Source organism: Brevundimonas sp., from assembly GCF_041919755.1.
In the GTDB taxonomy this organism is placed as follows: domain Bacteria; phylum Pseudomonadota; class Alphaproteobacteria; order Caulobacterales; family Caulobacteraceae; genus Brevundimonas.
Map to the genome: position 1 here is coordinate 19,752 of NZ_JAYRTD010000008.1, position 19,484 is coordinate 39,235.

Sequence of the window (19,484 nt, forward strand, 5' to 3'; positions counted from 1 at the left end):
TCAGGGCTCGCGGAACGTCCGGGCGTAGGCGTCCATCCGATCGCGCCGGCGGGCGTCCGCCAGCCCCTCTCGCGCCGCCGCGCAGTCGGACCTGCGGGCGCCGGCGTCGCAGTCGGCGACCACCCGGAGAGCCGTCTCAGGCTCCGCCGCGAAGGCCGCGGCGTCCCGCTCCGGGGGCGAACAGGCCGCCAGGGCCAGAACGCCGAGAAGACACCCGAGCCTCACCGGAAGGTCCGTTCGTAGGTCGCCTGACGCGCGGCCCGCGCGGCCTCGGCGCGTTCGCGGCTTCTCTGCTCCTCCAGCCGCGCTTCTGCGGCCTGGGTGACGGCCAGGCCCTGAAGGCGCAACTGCTCGTTCTGGATCAGCGCCTGTTCGGCGGCGAGGCGGGCTTCCAGGTCCATCACCGCCCGCGCATTGGGTGCGGTGTCCAGGGCGCGGCGCAGCGTCTCCAGCCCCTCCAGTCGGCGGTCGGACGCTTCGCCGACGGCCTCTCCGATGGCCAGATCACGGGCCGTGCGCGCGCCGGCCCGCTCCAGGCTGTCGCGGTAATAGGCATCGGCCTCGGACAGCTCGCCGGCAGACGGCGTGAACAGCCGTGTTTCGCGACGGATCGCATCGGCCCGGTCGGCCAGGGCCCCCAGAGCCGACAGGTCGCCTTCGGCGGCGGCGCGCAGTGAGCGCGCATCCGGCATCGGATTGCGCACCTCGGGCAGGCCCAGAGCCTGAGCCAGGCCGTTGACGTCGGACAGATCGTTCAGGCTGTCGAAGAGGGCGCGTTGTTCCTCGATCTGCGCCTGCAGGGCCTGCAACTGCTGCAGGCTGGTGCGGGCGTCCTCGATCATCTGCACCAGGGCGCGAGGATCGTGCACGACATACTGGGCCTGGGCGGCGGGGGCGGCGAGCAGCAGGGCGCCGGCCAAGGCGGCCGACGCCAGATGACGAAGGGTCATGACGTTCTCCTTTGGGCATGGAAGGGGGCGCGCCAGTGCGCGTAGTCGTCGCCGACCTCGGCGCGGATGCGGTCCAGAAGGGCGACCGTGGAGGCGCGACCGGACAGGATCGCCAGGGCGTCGTCCATGCCGCCGAGATCGAGCTCCACCACCACGCTGTCGTGGCCCTGCTTGACCAGAAAGCGGTGGGACTCCGGCGTAAGCTCCTCGCGCACGAGGCGGAACTCCTCCTGCGTCAGGCCGAAGCCGTCGACATAGTCCCGCGCCTGCCCGTGGGCGTTCGGCAGGAAGATCTGGGTGGCGCACTGCTCCAGGATGGCGTGGGCGATCGGCGAGCGAAGGACATCGGCCGGCGACTGGGTGCCGAACACCATGAAGGCGTTCTGCTTTCGCCAGGTCTTCAGACCGTCCTGGGCCAGATCGGTGAAAGCCGGGTCGCCCAGAACCTTCCAGAACTCGTCGATATCGAGGACCAACCGTTGACCATCGACACGCTCGGTGATGCGATGGAACAGATAGAGCATCGCCGGGGTCCGGACCTCGTCGTGATCCAGAACGTGGGTCATGTCGAAACCGGCGAAGCGAGCGTCCAGACGGAGCGCGTCCTCGTCGTTGTCGAGCACCCAGCCGAGTGGACCGCCCTTCTGCCAGCGCTCCAGCCGCGCGCCGATCCCGCCGGCGTCGGCCTGGCCCAATAGGCTGCGGAGGGCGGCGATGGAGCGCCGCTCGCGCGGCAGGGCCTCGAGCGCCGAAACGCCCTCGTCGATCGCCCGGGCCTGGGCGACCGAGAGGCTGTCGTCGCCGCGGGCGACCAGCGTCCGAACCAATCGGACGAGGAAGGCGCGGTTGGCGGGTGAGGGAGACAGCGCCTTGAAGGGCGCGAAACCCGTCGGCTCTCCGTTGCGCAGGGCGAGGTAGGTTCCGCCGCTGGCCCGCACGAAGATCTCGGCGCCGCGATCCTTGTCGATGAAGATCTGCTGGGCGCCGAAGCGTTCCAGCTGAGCCAGCATGAAGTTCTGGACGACGGTCTTGCCGGATCCCGACGGGCCGCAGATGAAGGTGTGGCCCAGGTCGCCGACGTGGAAGTTGAAGTGGAACGGCGAGCCCGCCGTCGTTCGCAGAAGCGCGACCGCCGGACCCCAGTGATTGCCGTCCGCCTTGCCGACGGGATAGGCGTGCAGGGGCGCCAACGCCGCGAAATTGCGCGAGGTGATCGCCGCCGGCCGGGTTCGCCGCGAGAAGACCCCCGGGAACTGAGACCAGAACGCCGCCTCAAGCCCCAGGTCCTCGCGCGCCACCACCAGTCCGGAATCGGCCAGTATGGCGCGCGCCTTCGACAGATGGTCCGCCAGGGCCGCGGGGGTGTCGCCGTGAACCAGCACCGACGCCTGATGCTCGCCCATCACGAACCGGTTGCTCACCAGATCGTCCAGGGCGTCCGACAGGCCGACGATCTGGGATCCGGCCTTGTCACGGGCCGAGACCATTTGGTTCTGCTTGCGCTCCATCACCGCACGGGCGGAGGCCTTCGACAGGAAGGCGAACGACTGGGACATCACGAAGCCGAAGCGGGCGTTGAGCAGCCCGTCCCAGAGGCCTGGACGCGTCGTCGCCGGATACTCCTTGATCGCGAGGACGCCGCCGAAACGCTCCCCGGACGCCCCGCGCAGCTCCAGGGTCTCACGGCCGAAGATCGCTCTCACGGAATAGGCGGCCGCGCCGAGGTGCCCGTAGACGAGGGGCGCGGGCGAGCGCCGTCCGGTCAGGATCAGGCCCATGACCTCGAGCGGTTCCGAAAACCAGAGACCGTCCCGTTCAAACAGGCCGAGGCGGCGCGGGTCGTAGCGCTCCAGATACTGGGTGAGGTCACGGCCGGCCTCCTCAAGCCGCCGGACCTGCGCGACCATCACCTCGCCGTCGTCGCGACGCGCCTGGCGCAGGCGGCGCATCAGGGCGGCGGCGCGATCGCCCGCATCCCGGCCGGGATGCAGCACCAGTGTGACGAACAGCTCGTTCACCCAGAGGCGGCGGCCGGACATCTGGGCGTCGTAGTCCGCAGCCAGGCCGGCGGCGAAGTCCGACCGGTAGCCGTCACACGACGATGGAGCGACTTCGCGGCGGACGACATGATGCCAGACCGCCAGCCGGTCGTCGGCGAGGTTGCGCCAGGCCTGGTTGAGCTTGACGTGCCAGTCGTTGAGGTCGCGAACATCGGCCGTTTCGAAGCTCGCGCCCGCGACCTGGAAGACCATCATGAGCGCGCCGCTGTCGAGGGCGACGATGTGGTCGTTCACATGGCGTGCGTAGGGGAGGTGGGACCGAACCTCGGTCTCGCGACGCAGGCGCGACGGGGAGGCGGCGCCGTCAGCCACGGCGGAGCTCCTCGACGACGTAGCGACGCACCACGGGCAGGGGCGAGACGGAACTGCCGCCCCACAGCGCGCCGTTGCGGCAGCGGCCCTTGGTGTCGACGTAGACGAAGAGCAGACGGAAGGCGTTGTGGTCGGCGCGGCAGATCGCACGAAAGACCAGGTGAAGGGCCGGGGCGACGAGCAGGTAAAGCAGGCTGCCTCCCACGAGGAAGACGACGCCCGAGAGGATGACGTTGACGCCCATCGCCTCCATCGGCACCCCCATGATCATGGCCGGGCGGGTGCAGGCCAGGAACAGCGGATCCTCGGTCAGGCGTTCCTCACCCATGTCCGCCTCCGTCGATGAGCCAGACGCCGGCGCAAACCAGCGCGATCCCGCCGGCACCCCCGCCCGCGAGCTGGGCGAACCTCTTCGGGGAGATCAGACCGAGGCCCTGGGCGAGACAGAGCGACAGGAGGCCGGCGGTCGCGCCGATCAGCAGGACGGATCCGGGAAAGGGCATCACGAGCCCCCGGTGATCAGGTTGACGATTTCGGCCGCCCCGAAGACCACCACGATGCCGAGCACCACGATGGCTGCCCGTCGCAGGTCGAACAGGCCGAACATCCAGAGGATGCCGACGACCACGACAGCCAGCACCGCAAGAAGCCGCGCGGTATTGCCCGTGAGCATGTCGACCACGTTCTGCAGCAGTCCCTCGACGTTCGCGGACGCCAAGGCAGGCTGGGCCGTCAGGGCGGTCGCGGCCAAAGCGATACAGAACAGGGCGCCGAGATGACGGGTGGGGCGGCGCGAAGGCGCGATTGAAAGCATCGGGGTCACCGTTCGGGGAAGGTTGAAAAGACGATCAGCTTCGACTCCGGCCGACCGAAGACGTCCCAGGCGGGGGCGGGCGTTGGAGGCGGGGACGGCTGAAGCGGCGTCGGGGTGATGGGCATCGTGGGGAGCGCCGAGGATGGCGGGGCAGACAGCCGGAGCGTGACCGCGGCGTTCTCCACACGGCCGACGTAGCCGTTGCGGAATCCCCTCGACGCGTCCCCCGTGTTGTAGCGGGACAGGGCGACGCGCAGCGCTGTCTGCGCGTCCTCGGCTGTCGGGCCGGACAGCTGATAGCCGGCGCGCAGGACGGTCGCGGCCGCCGCCAGATTGCGGCAGGGGTCGAAGGCCTGTTCCACGGTCAGTCCGAGCCAGGTCAGATTGCTGCTGTTGATCTGGGCGAGGCCGAGGTCGAGGTTCGCGCCAGTCGCCAGCAGACTCCTCGCCATCCGCGCGGCGTCGGCGGCATCGCGGGCGGGAGGGGGACGACGGCCGCCCCGATTGACTCCGATCGCCAACGGATCGAAGCGACTCTCGACGTGTGCGATCGCCGCCAGGGTCTCCGGTGCGACAGATGGCGCACAGGCCTGGGAGAGGGCGAGAACCGCGACGAGATCGAGCATGGAGGGCTCCTAGCGAACGCCGATCACCTCACCCGATCCATTTTCCGCAAACGACCCGCGACCTTCCCGCCGGAAATTTCCGGGCGGAAGCTGCGCCCCTCCGCAGGCCGTTCGCTCCTGACCAGTTTCGCGACGGCCTGTATTCGGGTTCGGACCCCCAGAACCACGCACGCCGACGTCAGGTGCTCATCAACTGTTCGTGGTGAGACCCCGAGACGGTCGCCGATCGCGGCGGAAGTCAGGCCCTCCGCCGCCAGGGTCAGACATTCGCGCTGGCGCGACGTGAGGTCGTCCACGCACGCGGTCGCGCTGGTCGGAGTATGGGACGTTTCGGGGCGCACATCACCATTGAGCCCCGAGCGCTCCGCACCGTCGAGACGGAAGGTCCCCGGCGTGAATCTGCGGTGGGGTTCAGCTCTCGCCGTTTCCGTCCTGACGCGCCGGCGTCCTCAGTCGGCCCCGGCGCTGCTCCAGCCAGGCCTCCGCCTCTGCATCCTTGCTGACGGACTGGTCGGCGAGATCCTTCAGCGTCTTGGTGAAGGCGTTGATGATCGTTCGCGCGTCGAGATCGATGATGGCGTCACCAGCCTCTTCGTCGAATTCCTGAAGCACGACGGCGATGATGGTCGCCAATTTGTTGTCGGCGTACCGCAGAGCGAAGGCCGGAGAGCCGAGCGCCAAAGCCGCCAGGATCGCATGCGGATCGCTGTTCGTGACCTCGGCGAACCGGTGGATCCGCTCCAGGTTGATGCGTCCGGCCCCGGACTCGAAATGTTCGTAGGAGCGGAGGGCCATGTTCATCCCGGCGGCCACGTCGACCGTGCGCATCCGCCGGTGAGACCGGATGAGGCGCAGGCTGGAGGAGAGCACCGCGTTGGATGACTGGGTCTGCCGATTGTCCATGTTCCGGTTCACCGCCCCGCCATCGACATCACGCAACCAACACTCCCGTCACCTCTGCAGGTTGAAAAATGCCTCAGGCTTGCGTCAAATGAAAGCCTATTAAGATCAACAGCATAAAAGCTGCGGTTATGGCGCAAGTTTCTTGCGGATGTGAGTATAGACGCTACCTCGCCGCGTGCGCGCCCCGCAGATGGAGGGTCGATGAACTACGGGCGAAGGCGGTTTCTTGCGGGGATGGCCCGTGAGACAGCGTGATCCCTTCGGCGACGCGACGGCTAGTCTGCGGAGGGCGCTCGAGCAGGGGCTCGCGCCGGGCCAGCACCTGTCAGTAGCGGATATCGCCGCATCGCTGAAGCTCAGCACCAGTCCCGTTCGGGAGGCTCTGTCCCGGCTCTGCGGCGAAGGTCTCGTCGAAGACCGGCGGGGGCTGGGTTACTTTACGCGATCCGCGCCGGTCGAAGACATCGTGGGATTGCTGGACCTCGAGGCCGCCCACGTCCGGCTGGCAGCGACCTGTTCGATGAACGTGCCGCCGCTGGATGATGGCTCCGACGAAGCGGTAGAGGCCTGGATCGTCACATTGGTGGAACACTGCGACAACCAGCCCCTGGTCGAGAGCCTGTTACGGGTCAGGCGTCGGCTCGCCCCACTCCGCCGTCTGAATGGGTCGACATGTCCTTCGGAAGGATCGGATCTGGACCACCTGAACGCCTACTACGCGCGGTGGCGGACCGCCGCCGGCGGCCTGGCCGCGCGGGTCAGGCGGCTTGATCCAGACGGCGCCGAATACATCCGCAATATCGTTTGAATCGATTTGAACCCGGGTGCTGATGGTGCGTCGTCGACCTTCTGTCGACCTTCAGAAAGAGGAGACGACCATGACCACCAAGAGCATCTCGCGCCTCGTTCGCCTGGGCGCCGCCCGCAAGCTCACCCGGGCCGGCGTCCTCGGCGAGTTCATCGAGCTGAACCCGGCCGAGCGCTACGACATCACTGTCGGCGCCTGACCGAATGGGCCGCCCCCACAGGGGCGGCCCACACGCCCGGGATGTCCCGACCGTGGCGTCGTTCGTCTAGGGGCATCACGACGAAACGGAGAATGGTGATGAAAGCCACCACCCGAGTCCTGCGGTTGGGTCAGGCGCGATGCCTGACCCGCGCTGCCATGGACGGCGAGCTCGTCGAGCTCAACTCCCACCTCAAGTGGGATATGCCGGTCGGCTGAAGACGGACGGGCCGTCACAGCTGACGGCCCGATCTGCCGCCCCAGGAAAGCCAAGCGACAACCGCATTCAGCTCTAAGGACCTTCATGCAGCCCGCCGTCTCGCCCTCGTTCGGAGACCATCTCGAGTGCGGCCGACTCGCCGACACGGTGTATGCCGCCAAGGCGGGCTCCGATCTCGTTCTGCTGGATCTCTCGACGGACGGCTATCTGCTGGTTCCGGATTGCAGCCAGGTCCAGGTAGACGGCGGATCATTGCTGGCCCCGATGGATCTCATGCTCGATCTGGCGGCGAACGAGCTGCTCCACGCGGATGGGCCAGCGGGTCCTCGCCGCTCACCGCCGCCGATCCCGCTGCATCGTCTCCCGGATGTCGAGGCCGGAAAGCCTTCCACCGCAGACATGGCGACGTTCGCGCTGCTCTGGGCCGATACGGCACGGCGCAAGCCAACCCTGCAGGCGCTGTCGCAGAATGTCTCCGGACGTGGCGGACGTCGTGACGACCTGGCTGCAATCGCGGCGAGGGTCGGCGTGTTTCGCCAGATGCTTCCTTATGGGCCGGTCGTCGGCGCCTGTCTGTTCCAGGCCGAGCTCCTGCTCCGGTTCCTGAACGCCGCCGACCTCGACGCCGACTGGGTCTTCGGCGTGCGGCTGTGGCCGTTCCTCGCGCACTGCTGGCTCCAAGTGGGGGACCATTGCGTCAGCCAGGCCCCGGACACGTTGAACATCTACCGGCCGATCATGGTGATGTGACCATGAGCGCGGATGCCTACGTCGTTCTGATGGGAGACGATGCGGCGGCGCTGGAGGCGCTGAGCCAGAAGGTGGCTCGACGCCTCGCCGGAGCCGGCTGGAGTCGCCGCGTCTTTCACCCCTTCATCGCCGTCTACGCGCCCGCGACATCCCGGGTCGAGATCGTAGCCGCTCTCGACGGCCACGGCGCCGTGATCGGAGAGATGTTCGACCAGACTGGTTGTCCGTTATCGGCGGCCGAACGCGGCGTGCTGGCCTGCCGTGTGCTCGACGCGAAGCAAGCAGCGACAGTCGTGTCCGCCCACTGGGGACGCTACGTCCTGATCCGGCGGACCCCCGGTGGCGCGGCGATTCTGCGAGACCCCTCTGGAGCCGTCGAGGCCGTAGTGTGGCGCAAGGGCGGTGTGAGCGTCGTGGCGCCGACCGCGCCGCCCGCCCTGGACGGCCTGCTGCCCGATGAGCTCGCCATCGATTGGCAATCGATGCGGGGGCTGCTCGCAAGAGGTGGCGGCTATCGCCACGAACTGGCGTTGTCCGGACTCACACCGGTCGCGGCAGGCGGCCTCACGGTCGCTGGCCGGGACGGCGTCGCGTCCCGGCAAATCTGGAGCCCCGCGGACATCTATCGGAACGCCAGGGAGAAGGCGCGACCTGACCTCCGTGAAGTGGTCGATCGGACGGTCCAGGCACTGGCCGGAGAGCGGGTGTGGATCGCTGAGGTCAGCGGAGGTCTGGATTCGGCGATCGTGGCCGGCGCGCTCACGGATCAACAGCGTGCCCGCGTCGCCCAATGGGTCAATCACTACGTTGGCGATCCGGAAGGCGACGAGCGGGCGTTCGCGCGGCCCGTCGTGGAACGGCACGGATACGACCTGACGGAAGTGAGGCGCAGCGGCCTGACCCTGTCTCCAGCGCGTCTGGCTCGATCAACAGACGCCTTTCGGCCAGCAACCAACGATATCGATACCGACTACAATGACGACATCGCGGGGCGTGTGGAAAGTTCGGGCGCCTGGGGCTCTTTGACCGGCCAGGGCGGTGACGTGGTGTTCTTCCAGATGCCGACGTTCCTGATCGCCTTCGACGAGGTGCTGGAACGGCGCATGCGCGCGCGGGCACAGGTTCTCCATGATGCTGCGCGATGGACCGGTCAGTCGCTCTGGCCCAGAACCTGGTTGCAGACGCGACGCGCTCATTCCCTTGCGTTGCGTGAGCGGCGGCATCCCTGGCTCGAAGCGCTCAAGGGCGTTCCTCCAGGGAAGGTGATGCAGATTCTTGGACTGGTGAATTCCCAGGCCTTCCAGGGGCACGCGGTTCGGAGTCGAAATGGGCCCTGCGTGAACCCGCTTCTCAGCCAGCCTGTTGTGGAAGCGGGGCTCGCCTGGTCCTCCGTCGATTTGACGTGGGGGGGACGCGACCGCTTTGCGGCGCGGGCCGCCTATGCCGACGCCATCCCTGCCGCCATCTTCCATCGACGTTCCAAGGGAGAGCTGGGCGCGTTCTACGGTGAAGCCGTCGCCGGCAAGCTCGATTTCCTTCGAGACTATCTCCTCGAAGGGGAACTGGCCGCAGCGGAGCTCCTGCCTCAGGGTCTCGCGGACGAAATGACCCGCGAGGCCCTGGTCTGGCGGGGTGGCTTCTCCCGATTGCTCACCCTGGCGCTGACCGAAGCCTGGCTTCGGCGGTGGAAGGCCCGGATCGCCTCTCGTCGGGCCTGAGATACTGGTCGAACCAGGCCGTCAGCTGATCGTAGTAGACTCGGGCGTTACCCGGGTTGTGAACGCTGTGGTCCTCGCCGAACAGATAGGTCAACGCGACCGGTCGGTGGAGACGAACGAGTGCGGCGTACATCTGCTCGGTGTGAAACCCGAGGAAGTCCAGCTCGCCGTGGAAAAGAAGGATCGGGGTCCTGATCCGGTCGGCTTGCTCGAAGGGGCTGCCTCGCCGATATCGCTCGGGATCAGTCCAATACGGTCTGAGCATCCCTGCTTGCCCGGTTTCGAGCCATCGCGCGCCACTTACGGCGTCGATGGTGTTTCCGCCGAGGATGCGCTGGCTCTGGGCCATGTCGGCGAGAGACAGTTGCAGATTGTAGGGCCCGTTGAGGGCTACGACTGCGCTGAAACGGGGCGATTGGGCGGCGCTCATCATGACCGACCAACCTCCGAAACTATGACCCCAGAGTCCGATCCGACGGGCATCGATCGAACCGTCGGCGGCGGCGGCGTCGACAACGGCCAGAATCCTGTCCGCTATGCCAACCGACGGCTCGGCGTTCGTCGGTAGATCGGGGTAGATGACCGCATAGCCCGCTGCGACAAGCAGCCCCCCGTTCTGCGTCATCTGCACCATCTCCGGGCGCATCTTTACCGGCGCGGTGGGATAGGTCGCTCCGGGGTAGGGAATGACGATCACCGGTGGCGGTTGACCGGAGTTGGCCTCGGGCAGGAACAGCCAGCCCCGGGCGCCGTCTGGACCTGTGATCAGGCGGGCCTCCGGAACAAAGACCGTGTCGAGCTCCGGATTGAGACGCCTTACGACCTCGGAACCCGCGTCACTGCGGACCTCGAGCTGGTTGAGCTGACGACCTTCGCTTCCGATCCCGACGCTGACCCTGCGCTCCCAACTGACGCTGGCGCCGGGTCTCGCAGCCACGCATGCCGGCGGCTGGGCCTGGACATCGGCGAAGACCCGGCACAACCGGCCGCCGTCTCCCACCACCTCCGTCGCACTCTCGCCCATCGGGTCGGTCTGGCGTCTGTACCCGAAGATGCCGAGAGAGCGTGAGGTCCTGCCGGTCTGGCCGAGATCCTCGGACGACAGGTCGGAGCTGAGGCGAAGGACGCGCCCTCGATCCTCGAAAAGTGCGGACTGTCGTCCACGAGCGACCACGCGCGCTGTGTTGCTCAGGCTGTTCACAGCGACGACCTCGGTCCCGCGTCCGGACCACCATGCCATTTGCCCGTCGCGGGCGCCGCGAACGACGACTTCGCCGCCAAGCCAGGCCGCGTGTGCCGTCGGGCTTCCGAAGACGTCGGGCTCTTTGTCCGGCGACACGCCGGTCGGAGTTCGATCCTGAACCTGGCCAGTCGGCGAGATCGAGAGGAGACGGGCAGGATCGGCACCGACGACGCTCACCAGTAACGCCGAGGAATCCGGTGACCAGCCGAGAAGGCTGGTGGAGATGTCCACGGCCTCGGGCGGGTCTACCCACGAACCCGTCCGCGTGTTCACCAGACGCAACGACCGCGCCCGGCGAAACTCGGTCGAGGCGTCCAGGCCCGGGGGAGCGGCCAGAGGGCCGTCCTTGAGCACGGCGACATGGCTCCCGTCCGGGGAGGCTTCGAAGTCAAGGAAGTCGCCGTCGGTCAGGACCGTGGCGGCGCCCGTATCGGCATTCACGCGCCAGAGGGTGCGGGACTCGCGGATTTCCTCGGGCGCCCCGTGGCCGGCGGACACGAAGGCCGACTGACCCCGTGCGGCCCGGGCCCAGAGATCGGGGAGGCGGGTCTGGGTGACGATCTGGATCGCCAGGCGCGGCGGCAGATCGCCGTCAGGCATACCGAGCACCAGCAGCTCGTTGTCCGAGATCCACTGCACGGAGCGCCCCCAGGCGCCGCTCTCGGGAGAGAGGTCGCTCCAGGCGACGACTCCGGTCCTCAGATCGACGATGCCGAGCCGGAACACGTGCCCCTGGAGACGATACACGACGAGCTGAGAGCCGTCGGGCGAGAAGGGCCCCATGGTGTAGCCCGCGTCCTCTTCCATCGGCAGCAGCGGCTTGATTCCGGAGGGTCCGTCGAGGTCAAGGCGGTAAAGATTTGCGTACCGGAGAAAGCCTTCGGGCTGCAGATCATACTGCGGAAGATTTCCACGCGCGCGCCGCTCCTCGAAGACGGCGACAGAGCCCGAGGGATCGATCTCTATCCGTCCGAAAGTCTCCAGGCCGAGCAGCGTGTCGAGGGTGAGGGGCTCCGTATCAGCGCGCGATGGGCATGCGAGCACGAGCGCGCCGAGCGCGCACAACACAGTGATGCGCATGTCGGATCACCAGCGCTTGACGAGCTGGAGGGAGACCTGGCGTCCGAGCGCATTGGTATTGGCGCCGTCGAAACCAAGACCGTTGGGGGAGTCGTAGAAGGGCGGCGTCGCATTGGAGAGGTTCAGCACATTGAGGCTGAGCGAAAGATCTTCCCCCCAACCCGCCGCGAAATCGTATCGCACCTGACCGTCGAAGGTGGTCCAGTCGTCGATCCCGCGATTGGTCAACGGGTCGGTGCCGCCGCTGACATAATTCGCGGCCAGTCCCAGAGTGACCGGACCGCGGATCCACTGCGTTCCGGCACGCCCCCGCCATCTGGCCGGGAAGTTCGGATCCCCGAGCAGGCGCTCGGTGGGGGAGGCCGCGGTGATCTGCCGATTATTGGTCAACAGATGGGTGATGGTCGTGTCGATCATCGCCTGACCGGCGGCGAGATCGAACTGGTAGCGCGCGGACAAGTCCAGTCCCTCGACTTCGACGCTCGCCGCATTGACGAAACGATTGTCCACGATGACGCCGTAGGAGGTCGCCGGGAAGACCGTCGGATTGAAGTTGCCGGGGTGGTCCAGAAGCGACTGGACCAGGGCTCGGTCATCCGAAGACGTGGTCGGGGTGACATAGCGAACGAAGGGGGCCAGTGCCGGGTCGTTCAGCGCGTTGACGAGGTTCTGAAGAACCGGATTGCCGATGCGGTCGTTAAACTGCGTGCGGAACCAGCTCCCTTCGAGGCGGAGACCGTCGTAGGCGGCCGGCGTCCAGACGAAGCCCGCTGTGATCGACTCGGCGGTTTCCGGTCTGAGGTCGGGGTTTCCGCCGTACTGGATGAGGGTCAGGACGTTGCCGCCGCCGCGGTTCAGGAACGACGGGCCGATCTGATAGGCGCTCTGCAACTCCCTGAGGGATGGCGCGCGAAAAGACGTCCCCCAGGAGGCTCGCAACACCAGATCGGGTGTCGGGCCGTAGAGCACGCCGAGCTTGGGATTGCGCGTCCTCCCCACACCCTCGTGGTCTTCCACTCTCCCCGCCAGCGACAGTTCCAGCCGTTCCAGGCCGGGGCGGGCGTTCGCTGAGCCGAAAATCGGAACGCGCACTTCGGCGAAAGCAGAGGAAACGTCTCGTTCGAATGAGATCGGGGCGGTCACGCGTGGAGCGGTTCCGGACAGAAAACTCTCGCCACCCGACTCGAACCGCTCGGCGCGGAAGTCCAGGCCAAACGCAGCCTGCAACGGACCACCGGGCAGCTCGAAGACGGTCCCATCCGTCTTGACGTTGAAGGACGACACCGTGCTGACGTAGTCGGTATCGGTGTAGCCCGAGCCGATGTGCGCCAGGATCGTGGCGGAGTTCGCGGCCGGGCCGCCAAACGGGTTGAAGAAGCCGTCCGTCGCTGTCCTGAATGTCGTGGTCGGTAGATCCGCTCGTGCGCCCAGTGCTTCCTGCAGGAAGGTTGTCTGCACACGATTGGACAGACGCCGGTCGGTGGTCTCCTGTGCGCCGCTGGCATAGGCGGAGACATTCCAGCCGAGCAGTTCGCCCGATACACCGATCGCACCGCCGACGCTCTCGGAGCTCCCTTCGGACACGCCCGGTCCCAGATCGTTGACCCACGAGAAGGCGATGTCATGGGAGGTCGAGCCGTTCGGCGACACGAAGTAGGGATTGGCGGCGGTGACGGTGAAGGTCCCCGCGTCCGCGCTGGTCTTCAGGAAGAAGTCTCGCTCGGTGTATCGGACATCGCCGTCCAGACTGAACCCGGCCGGGAGGTTCTGCCTCGCCGCCAGAAAGACGCTCTGACGCTTCTGATCCGGCAGGAACCACTGACCTTCGAGTTGATTCGTCCTGTTGATCCGCCCGGCTAGGAATTCGCCGGGCGCGAGACCAATGCCATTCTGGCCGGAAGGGATCGCGAAGAGCGGAATGTAGGTCGCGGTGGCGGCGTCGAGGCGGACGATGTTTCCGGGTGAAGCCGTGAGGAGCCGGCGATCTGTTCCTCCAAACCGGCGCAGGTCGGCGTCCGCGGTAGCGTCGCGGTCTGCCCCCTGGAGCTCGCTGCGATCGTGATACTCGTAGGCGGCGACGATGCTGCCGCTTCCCCAGCTTAGACCTCCACCATGGGAGAAGAGGAACTCCTCGGAGCCGCCGTCGCTCGTTCCGCCGACGCGGACCCGGGTCTCTGCGCCTTCGAAACGAGACCTGAGAATGATATTGACCACGCCGCCGACCGCGTCCGCGCCATAGAGGGCTGAGGCGCCGTCGAGCAGGACATCGGCCCGCGAAATGGCGCTGGACGGGATGTTGGAGATGTCCGCGAAGTCCCCGGCGCTGCCCGTTCCGGCGACCCGTCGCCCGTTGACCAGCACCAGAGTCGCGTCGGCCCCGAGGCCACGGAGATTGACGCCGGTCGCGGATCCGATGTTGCGTCCAGAGCGGTCGGCCCCGGTATTGGCGGAGCCTTCGTAGGCCGCGCCGGTGAAGTTCTGCGGCATCGCCGCCAAGGTCTCCGCGACGGTCGCCCGGCCTTGTCGCGCGACGTCAGCTTGAGTGATGACGGTCACCGGGGACGGGCTATCGGCGCCGCGCAGATAGGTGCCGGTGACGACGACCTCGTCGAGCTCGACCGCCTCGACCCCGGACACTTCGGCGCGGGCCGAGGGATCGACGAGGACGAACACGGTCGGGCGGCTCTGGCGATAGGTCAGTCCGGAATCGCGAAGGAGCAGCGTGAGCGCCACCTCTGACGTCAGGTCGCCGTTGACGGCGGGCGACTGCCGCCCCGCCACGAGCGCGCTGGGATAGAGAATCTGCAGCCCGCTCTGGCGAGCGAACTCAGGAAGGCTGCGGTCCAGCGGGCCAGCCGCGATCTCGAAGCGGCGCGCGACATCGCTCGACTGTGCGATGACCGGCGTGGCGACGCCTATCATCAGTGCGGCAAGCGCGGTTGACGTGAATCCTTGGCCCATGACCATCCCCCGTTTTTCTACCCGCGGATGTGCGGGGCGGGGAGGAGACGTTGGGTCGCGGGGTTTCCTCTAAGTCGGGTACGGATAAATTTTCAGGCGGGGCCTCTGAGGACGATGCGGCCATCCTCGGCCTTGGTGGCCTGGAGGGCGTAAAGGTCACTCAGTGCGGCCACGAAGCCGTCGATGTCCCCGGCATTGAAAACTCCGCTGACCTGCACCGAGGAAATCCGGTTGTCGCGGAGCTCTATCGGCTCGCGGCTGTAGCGGTTCACCTCCGCCACGGCCTCGGCGATGGGCGTGTTCTCGAACGTCAGCCGCCCGCTGGTCCAACTGGTGGAGGCCGGTACGTTGGCCGTGGCGATCGTCGGGCGGGGCGCCGAGGTCGTGACCTCCTGACCGGGCGATAAGGCCCAGCGGCCGTCCGCCGCGGCATCTCGTCTAACGTCGACCCGACCCTCGACGAGAATGACGCGGGCGCCTGTCCCCGATCGGCGCACGTCGAACCGGGTACCGATCGCCGTCACCCGGGTGTCTCCGGCGTCCACGATGAAGGGTCGAGCCGGATCACCCTCGACGTCAAACATCGCCTGGCCGTTGTTGAGCGTCACCGAGCGACGCCCCCCGGTAAACCGCACCGCGACCTCGGAGCCGGTGTCCAGGATGATGCGCGATCCGTCTTCAAGCTGGATCGTGCGTTGCTCGCCGACCGCGATCGCGTAGCGCGTCGGCTGCTGCGACATCCACAGGACGCCGCCCGCACCCAGCGCCAGGGTCAGCGCGCCGACGACCCCGATCGGGATCAGACGGCCCGTCGCCAGCTTCGGCTTCCGGGCGGGCTTGGCCGCCGCTGCAGCGTCCCGCGTCAGGTTGGCCATATCGGGATTTTTCGCCAGGGTCCCGGCGGCCTCCCACATCGCCTCGACGCGGCTGAATGCGCGCGCGTTCTCAGGATCGCGACGCCAGTCGCTGAAACCTCTCACATCCGCAGTCGTGACCGTGCGCTGGTTGAGCCGCGCGAACCAGTCAGCCGCTTCCTTCCGTCTCGTGTCGACGTTACCCTCGATCGTCATCCGTCTTGCCTAAAGGTCCAGCCGAGACGCGCAGTATTCGATCGCCCTGGCCATTCGCCATTGCACCGTCTGCACACTGATCTCGAGCGTCCGGGCGATCTCTGGATAAGTCATACCGCCAAAGCGGTTGAGAACGAAGACGTTCCGGTAGAGCGGAGGCATCGAATGGATGACCTGCGATAGAAGAAGCTCGTCGAACTGGGTGGCGGCCTCGCCTTGCGGAGGCGCTTCAGCCTCGTTCTGCTGCGGCTGGCGCGACTGTCGCCGGCGCTCGTCCCGCAGAAGGTTCATGGCGATCCGCAGAAGGAAGGCCTTTGGATGCCGGATGTCCGCCAGGGCGTAGGGCGCGGCGCGGATGTAGGTCTCCTGAACCACGTCGGCGGCGTCGTCCGGCCCGATGCGCGACCGCAGCCGACGGCTCAGCCAGGGGGCGTATTGCCGGTAGAGGCGGTTCAAGCCGTCCCGTCCATCCACGCCGAGCTGTTTCGCCTCTGTCACAATGCCTCTCCGGCCTATCTGCGAGAGGTCCGGAATCCCGGCGCGGCCGCGCGGGCGGGCGCACACACGCAAGCGCATGGCTCCGGAGCCGTCGGCAACCGACATCCGCGATATGCGCGGGGCCGTCGATGATCAGATATCGCACAGGGGATTCCAAGCCCCACCAGCGCAGGCGCCAGCAGACCAACCATGAATCAAAGGCGGCGGGCGCGCAAGTCGGGCCCGTGCGAAGCCGTCCGAACTCCCGTTCCGCAAAATTCTTGCGGACAGCCCGCAATTCACTGTCGTTGCCTGAAATGCCGGTTCCCGCGCAACGTGCATCAAACACGTCAAGGAGCCCCCATGGACTGCGCACCCTCGTCCGAACCTGCCCCCTTCACGCCGTTGAGCGCTCGTGAAGCCGAATGCCTGCTCTGGGTCAGTCGCGGCAAAAGCTCCGTCGATATCGGCCAGATCGTCGGACTCTCTCATCGGACGGTCGACAGCTATCTGGAGAAGACCTGCGCCAAGCTGAAGGTCCGCACCCGGATCGAGGCCGTCGCCGTCGCCGTACGGGCGGGCATCATCGATCCCGAGGACGATTGAGGCGTCCTCGCACAGGCCGGACCGGGGGGAGGGGGCGGGTCTGGAACTTCTGTGCAGAAGCCGGAGGTTTCGGCGCCGGTCGCCGCCGACGCATGCGTCCCCTGGCTCCAGGCCGGCGCCTCTCCGCTCCGGGACCCGCCAACACGACCATGGCCGGAAGCGACCGTCCTGTCGAGGCCGGGCCGGCGTCGGTCCAGGGCCCCCGGCGCGGCCCAGGACGAGGGGAGGTCGGCTCCCTCGCGTAGTTCTACAGGTGTGCTGTGCGACGCGATGCGGCCGCAGCTTCGGTTTGGGGAAGGGGAGCCCGTGGAGACGATCGTTATCCTGCTGCGGTTCGGTCAATACGCCGCCGCCGCGCTGCTGTTCGGCGTCCCGGTCTTCTACGCCCTGCGCATGCCGGTATCCGCGCTGTCGGTTGCCTTATGGCCGCGCGCGCTGCTGGCCGGAACCGCCGCCTTCATGGCGATGGCGGCGCTTGCGGCATTGGTGGCCCAGACCGCCATGATGGCGGGCTCGCTTACGGAGGCTCTCAGGGCGGAGGCCTTGTCCTATGTCGCCCTGGATACCGGCCTGGGGCTCGCAATTCTGGTCCGCGCGGGGGGGGCGGCCCTGCTGTCGGCCCTGTTTCTCATCGTCCGGCCGACGCGCGGCGGCTGGAGTCTGCTGGCGGCGGTCGGCGCGGTCGTCGTGGCCACCCTGGCCTGGCTGGGGCATGGGGCGGCGACCGAAGGTCCCGGGCGCTGGCTTCACCTCGTCGCGGATATCGTTCACGTCCTCGCGGCGGCCCTGTGGCTGGGAGCCCTGGCGGCGTTCTGGCTCATGCTGTCGCGCAGGTCGGCCCGCGCCACCGATGCAGCCATGTTCCATCAGGCGCTGAAAGGGTTTTCCGGCCTCGGCACGCTGGCTGTGGGTCTTCTCACGGCTTCGGGTCTCGTCAACACCACCTTCACAGTCGGAATGGCCAATCTGCGTCTGGCGCCGGACACCGCTTATGGACAACTGCTGATCGTCAAGCTGGTCCTGTTCGGTCTGATGTTGGTCCTGGCCGCATCCAACCGTTTCGCCCTGACGCCGGCGCTGGGTCGGTCCCTGCAAACGGTCGACGCGCGCATGGCGTCCCTGGGACGTCTGAAGCGCAGCGTCATTCTGGAGAGCGTGGTCGGCGCGGCGCTTGTGGCGGTCGTGGCGATCCTCGGCATTCAGCCTCCACCGGGTTCGGGGTTCTGAAGGAGTAGGATCTCGCCGGGCTCCCGCCCGTCGCGGTATCCGTGATGCGGAGGGTGTCAGGGCGCGATGTCGCGCGTAAGGTCGCAAGGCGGGCGGATTTCAAGGGGATTGGCGCGGCGCCGCGTAAATCAGTGGCGAGGGGCGTGGAAAGGCAAGGCAAATGGACGATCTGGATCGACTGTTGCGTATGGACGGCGGCGGGGCCTCGCTGGAGGACCTGGAAGGACAGGTCTGGCGACGCGTGCGAAGTCTTGAGACCAGCCGGGCCGGCGGACGGCTGCGCGGCGTCGCCGTGGCGCTTGCGCTCGGCCTGGGGCTCGTCAACGGCGGCGTCGGCGCCAGTCTGGCGCACGCGGAGCCCTCGGAGATGGCGGTGTTCGGCATGGGGGCGGCATCGCCTCTCGCGCGGCTGGAGGGCCGGTGATGTCGATGGGCTGGAAGTCGGTCGCCATCACCGTGGTCCTGGCGCTGATTGCCAGCGGCGCGGGGGCCTGGGGCGGCGCGACCTGGGTTCTGAAGCGGGAGGCGCCGCCGTCCCTGCATGCGATCGTTCACCGCGATCTGGCGCTCGACGCCGATCAGCGCGTCCGCATAGAAGCCATAGAGACGCGCTTCGCGCCCCGGCGCGTCGAGCTCGAGGCGCGCGTCCAGGCCGCCAACCGGGAACTGGCGGCCGCCATTTCCGCCAGCGATGGCGATGCGAGCGTCGTGCAGCCGGCCGTCGATCATTTCCATGACGCCATGGGCGAGCTGCAGCAGGCGACCATCGCGCACATCTTCGAGATGAGGACGGTGATGACGCCGGCCCAGGCGGACCGGTTCGACGAGAAGCTGGTCGCCGCGCTTCTCGCCGAGGGCGCGTGAGCCTCGGTGACCCCTGAGAGCCTCGAAACCCGCGCCGCCACCGGCGATCCGGAAGCATTCGGGCGTCTCATGCAGACGACAAAGGACGACCTTTACCGCTTCGTGCGCCGCTATGTTGGCGATGCTGAAGAGGCCTACGACCTGATCCAGGACGCCTATGCGGCGGCGTGGCTGGCGATTCGGCGCTACGATCCCTCACGCCCCTTCGCGGCCTGGCTGCGGACCATCGCCATCAACAAATGCCGGGACTGGAGCCGACGCCGTCAGGTTCGGCGTTGGCTGGTGAACGCCACGCCGCTCGATGGCCTCGAGGCCATGCGGGTCGAGGGAAAGGACCCGGCGCCGGACGATCAGGTCGCGGCGCAAGCGCTCCTGCGGGCGCTGGACCGCGCGGTCGTCGACCTGCCGACGAAGCTGAAGGAGCCGCTTCTGCTGACGACGATGGAGGACCTCAGTCAGGCTGAGGTCGCGGCGATTTTGGGCGTTTCGGTCAAGACGGTGGAAACCCGGGTGGCGAGGGCGCGGCGGTCGCTCGCAAACACCCTGGCCCCGCTTCGGGAGGCCTGAGCGCGGGCGCGCGCGTCGGGGCGGCAGGGT

General features: G+C 67.5%; 21 protein-coding genes. 9 read left to right on the plus strand and 12 right to left on the minus strand.

The window, feature by feature from the left end; translation table 11 throughout:
• The 8 genes from ACE3TH_RS10790 to ACE3TH_RS10825 form a co-directional block, all read right to left on the minus strand.
• Nucleotides 1–225 (minus strand): hypothetical protein, encoded by a 225-nt coding sequence (locus tag ACE3TH_RS10790; protein WP_017504274.1) that lies wholly within the window; start codon nucleotides 223–225, stop codon nucleotides 1–3.
• Nucleotides 222–950: a type IV secretion system protein gene (locus ACE3TH_RS10795; RefSeq protein ID WP_017504273.1), complete on the minus strand. Its 729-nt coding sequence runs from the start codon at nucleotides 948–950 to the stop codon at nucleotides 222–224. Before ACE3TH_RS10795 ends, ACE3TH_RS10790 begins: the two co-directional genes overlap by 4 nt.
• The gene (locus ACE3TH_RS10800) at nucleotides 947–3,322 is read right to left on the minus strand and encodes a VirB4 family type IV secretion/conjugal transfer ATPase (protein ID WP_017504272.1); all 2,376 of its coding nucleotides are present in this window, start codon (nucleotides 3,320–3,322) and stop codon (nucleotides 947–949) included. The genes ACE3TH_RS10795 and ACE3TH_RS10800 overlap by 4 nt, the downstream gene beginning before the upstream one ends.
• On the minus strand, nucleotides 3,315–3,650 hold the full coding sequence (locus tag ACE3TH_RS10805) for a type IV secretion system protein VirB3 (RefSeq protein WP_017504271.1): 336 nt from the start codon (nucleotides 3,648–3,650) through the stop codon (nucleotides 3,315–3,317). The genes ACE3TH_RS10800 and ACE3TH_RS10805 overlap by 8 nt, the downstream gene beginning before the upstream one ends.
• Before the next feature lie 174 nt (nucleotides 3,651–3,824).
• A complete protein-coding gene (locus ACE3TH_RS10810; protein ID WP_017504269.1) occupies nucleotides 3,825–4,136 on the minus strand; it encodes a TrbC/VirB2 family protein in 312 nt (103 codons plus the stop codon).
• A 5-nt stretch (nucleotides 4,137–4,141) separates the two neighbouring features.
• The gene (locus ACE3TH_RS10815) at nucleotides 4,142–4,762 is read right to left on the minus strand and encodes a lytic transglycosylase domain-containing protein (RefSeq protein WP_017504268.1); all 621 of its coding nucleotides are present in this window, start codon (nucleotides 4,760–4,762) and stop codon (nucleotides 4,142–4,144) included.
• Between the two features lie 23 nt (nucleotides 4,763–4,785).
• Nucleotides 4,786–5,103: a helix-turn-helix transcriptional regulator gene (locus tag ACE3TH_RS10820; protein ID WP_081600455.1), complete on the minus strand. Its 318-nt coding sequence runs from the start codon at nucleotides 5,101–5,103 to the stop codon at nucleotides 4,786–4,788.
• 70 nt (nucleotides 5,104–5,173) lie between these two features.
• On the minus strand, nucleotides 5,174–5,701 hold the full coding sequence (locus ACE3TH_RS10825; RefSeq protein WP_374599737.1) for an XRE family transcriptional regulator: 528 nt from the start codon (nucleotides 5,699–5,701) through the stop codon (nucleotides 5,174–5,176).
• Nucleotides 5,702–5,906: 205 nt separating this feature from the next.
• On the opposite strand from ACE3TH_RS10825, the gene ACE3TH_RS10830 reads away from it, so the two are divergent.
• The 4 genes from ACE3TH_RS10830 (at nucleotide 5,907) to ACE3TH_RS10845 (ending at nucleotide 9,359) form a co-directional block, all read left to right on the plus strand.
• A complete protein-coding gene (locus tag ACE3TH_RS10830; protein ID WP_017504266.1) occupies nucleotides 5,907–6,473 on the plus strand; it encodes a GntR family transcriptional regulator in 567 nt (188 codons plus the stop codon).
• Nucleotides 6,474–6,543: 70 nt separating this feature from the next.
• Nucleotides 6,544–6,672 carry a hypothetical protein gene (locus ACE3TH_RS10835; protein ID WP_280513210.1) on the plus strand — a complete coding sequence of 43 codons (129 nt, stop codon included), beginning with the start codon at nucleotides 6,544–6,546 and terminating at the stop codon, nucleotides 6,670–6,672.
• A gap of 303 nt (nucleotides 6,673–6,975) precedes the next feature.
• On the plus strand, nucleotides 6,976–7,641 hold the full coding sequence (locus tag ACE3TH_RS10840; RefSeq protein ID WP_017504263.1) for a lasso peptide biosynthesis B2 protein: 666 nt from the start codon (nucleotides 6,976–6,978) through the stop codon (nucleotides 7,639–7,641).
• Between the two features lie 2 nt (nucleotides 7,642–7,643).
• Entirely contained in the window at nucleotides 7,644–9,359 is a 1,716-nt protein-coding gene (locus ACE3TH_RS10845) for an asparagine synthase-related protein (protein ID WP_017504262.1), read from the plus strand.
• Here ACE3TH_RS10845 and ACE3TH_RS10850 read toward each other — a convergent pair.
• The 4 genes from ACE3TH_RS10850 to ACE3TH_RS10865 form a co-directional block, all read right to left on the minus strand.
• Nucleotides 9,292–11,682: a prolyl oligopeptidase family serine peptidase gene (locus ACE3TH_RS10850; RefSeq protein ID WP_017504261.1), complete on the minus strand. Its 2,391-nt coding sequence runs from the start codon at nucleotides 11,680–11,682 to the stop codon at nucleotides 9,292–9,294. The genes ACE3TH_RS10845 and ACE3TH_RS10850 overlap by 68 nt on opposite strands.
• Nucleotides 11,683–11,688: 6 nt before the next feature.
• Complete coding sequence (locus ACE3TH_RS10855; protein ID WP_336970941.1) at nucleotides 11,689–14,643, minus strand: TonB-dependent receptor; 2,955 nt, start codon at nucleotides 14,641–14,643, stop codon at nucleotides 11,689–11,691.
• 92 nt (nucleotides 14,644–14,735) lie between these two features.
• Nucleotides 14,736–15,713, minus strand: coding sequence for a FecR domain-containing protein (locus tag ACE3TH_RS10860; RefSeq protein WP_017504259.1), 978 nt, complete (start codon nucleotides 15,711–15,713; stop codon nucleotides 14,736–14,738).
• Nucleotides 15,714–15,722: 9 nt separating this feature from the next.
• A complete protein-coding gene (locus tag ACE3TH_RS10865) occupies nucleotides 15,723–16,169 on the minus strand; it encodes an RNA polymerase sigma factor (RefSeq protein WP_374599738.1) in 447 nt (148 codons plus the stop codon).
• Nucleotides 16,170–16,553: 384 nt separating this feature from the next.
• Here ACE3TH_RS10865 and ACE3TH_RS10870 point away from each other — a divergent pair, with 384 nt between their 5' ends.
• The 5 genes from ACE3TH_RS10870 (at nucleotide 16,554) to ACE3TH_RS10890 (ending at nucleotide 19,454) form a co-directional block, all read left to right on the plus strand.
• Nucleotides 16,554–16,796, plus strand: coding sequence for a helix-turn-helix transcriptional regulator (locus tag ACE3TH_RS10870; RefSeq protein WP_155965845.1), 243 nt, complete (start codon nucleotides 16,554–16,556; stop codon nucleotides 16,794–16,796).
• A 306-nt stretch (nucleotides 16,797–17,102) separates the two neighbouring features.
• Nucleotides 17,103–18,023, plus strand: a complete 921-nt coding sequence (gene copD / locus ACE3TH_RS10875) for a copper homeostasis membrane protein CopD (protein ID WP_315026663.1) — start codon at nucleotides 17,103–17,105, stop codon at nucleotides 18,021–18,023.
• Nucleotides 18,024–18,183: 160 nt separating this feature from the next.
• On the plus strand, nucleotides 18,184–18,447 hold the full coding sequence (locus ACE3TH_RS10880) for a hypothetical protein (RefSeq protein ID WP_017504254.1): 264 nt from the start codon (nucleotides 18,184–18,186) through the stop codon (nucleotides 18,445–18,447).
• Nucleotides 18,447–18,887, plus strand: coding sequence for a Spy/CpxP family protein refolding chaperone (locus ACE3TH_RS10885; RefSeq protein WP_017504253.1), 441 nt, complete (start codon nucleotides 18,447–18,449; stop codon nucleotides 18,885–18,887). The genes ACE3TH_RS10880 and ACE3TH_RS10885 overlap by 1 nt, the downstream gene beginning before the upstream one ends.
• Before the next feature lie 6 nt (nucleotides 18,888–18,893).
• On the plus strand, nucleotides 18,894–19,454 hold the full coding sequence (locus tag ACE3TH_RS10890) for an RNA polymerase sigma factor (RefSeq protein WP_026108283.1): 561 nt from the start codon (nucleotides 18,894–18,896) through the stop codon (nucleotides 19,452–19,454).
• Nucleotides 19,455–19,484: the final 30 nt, after the last annotated feature.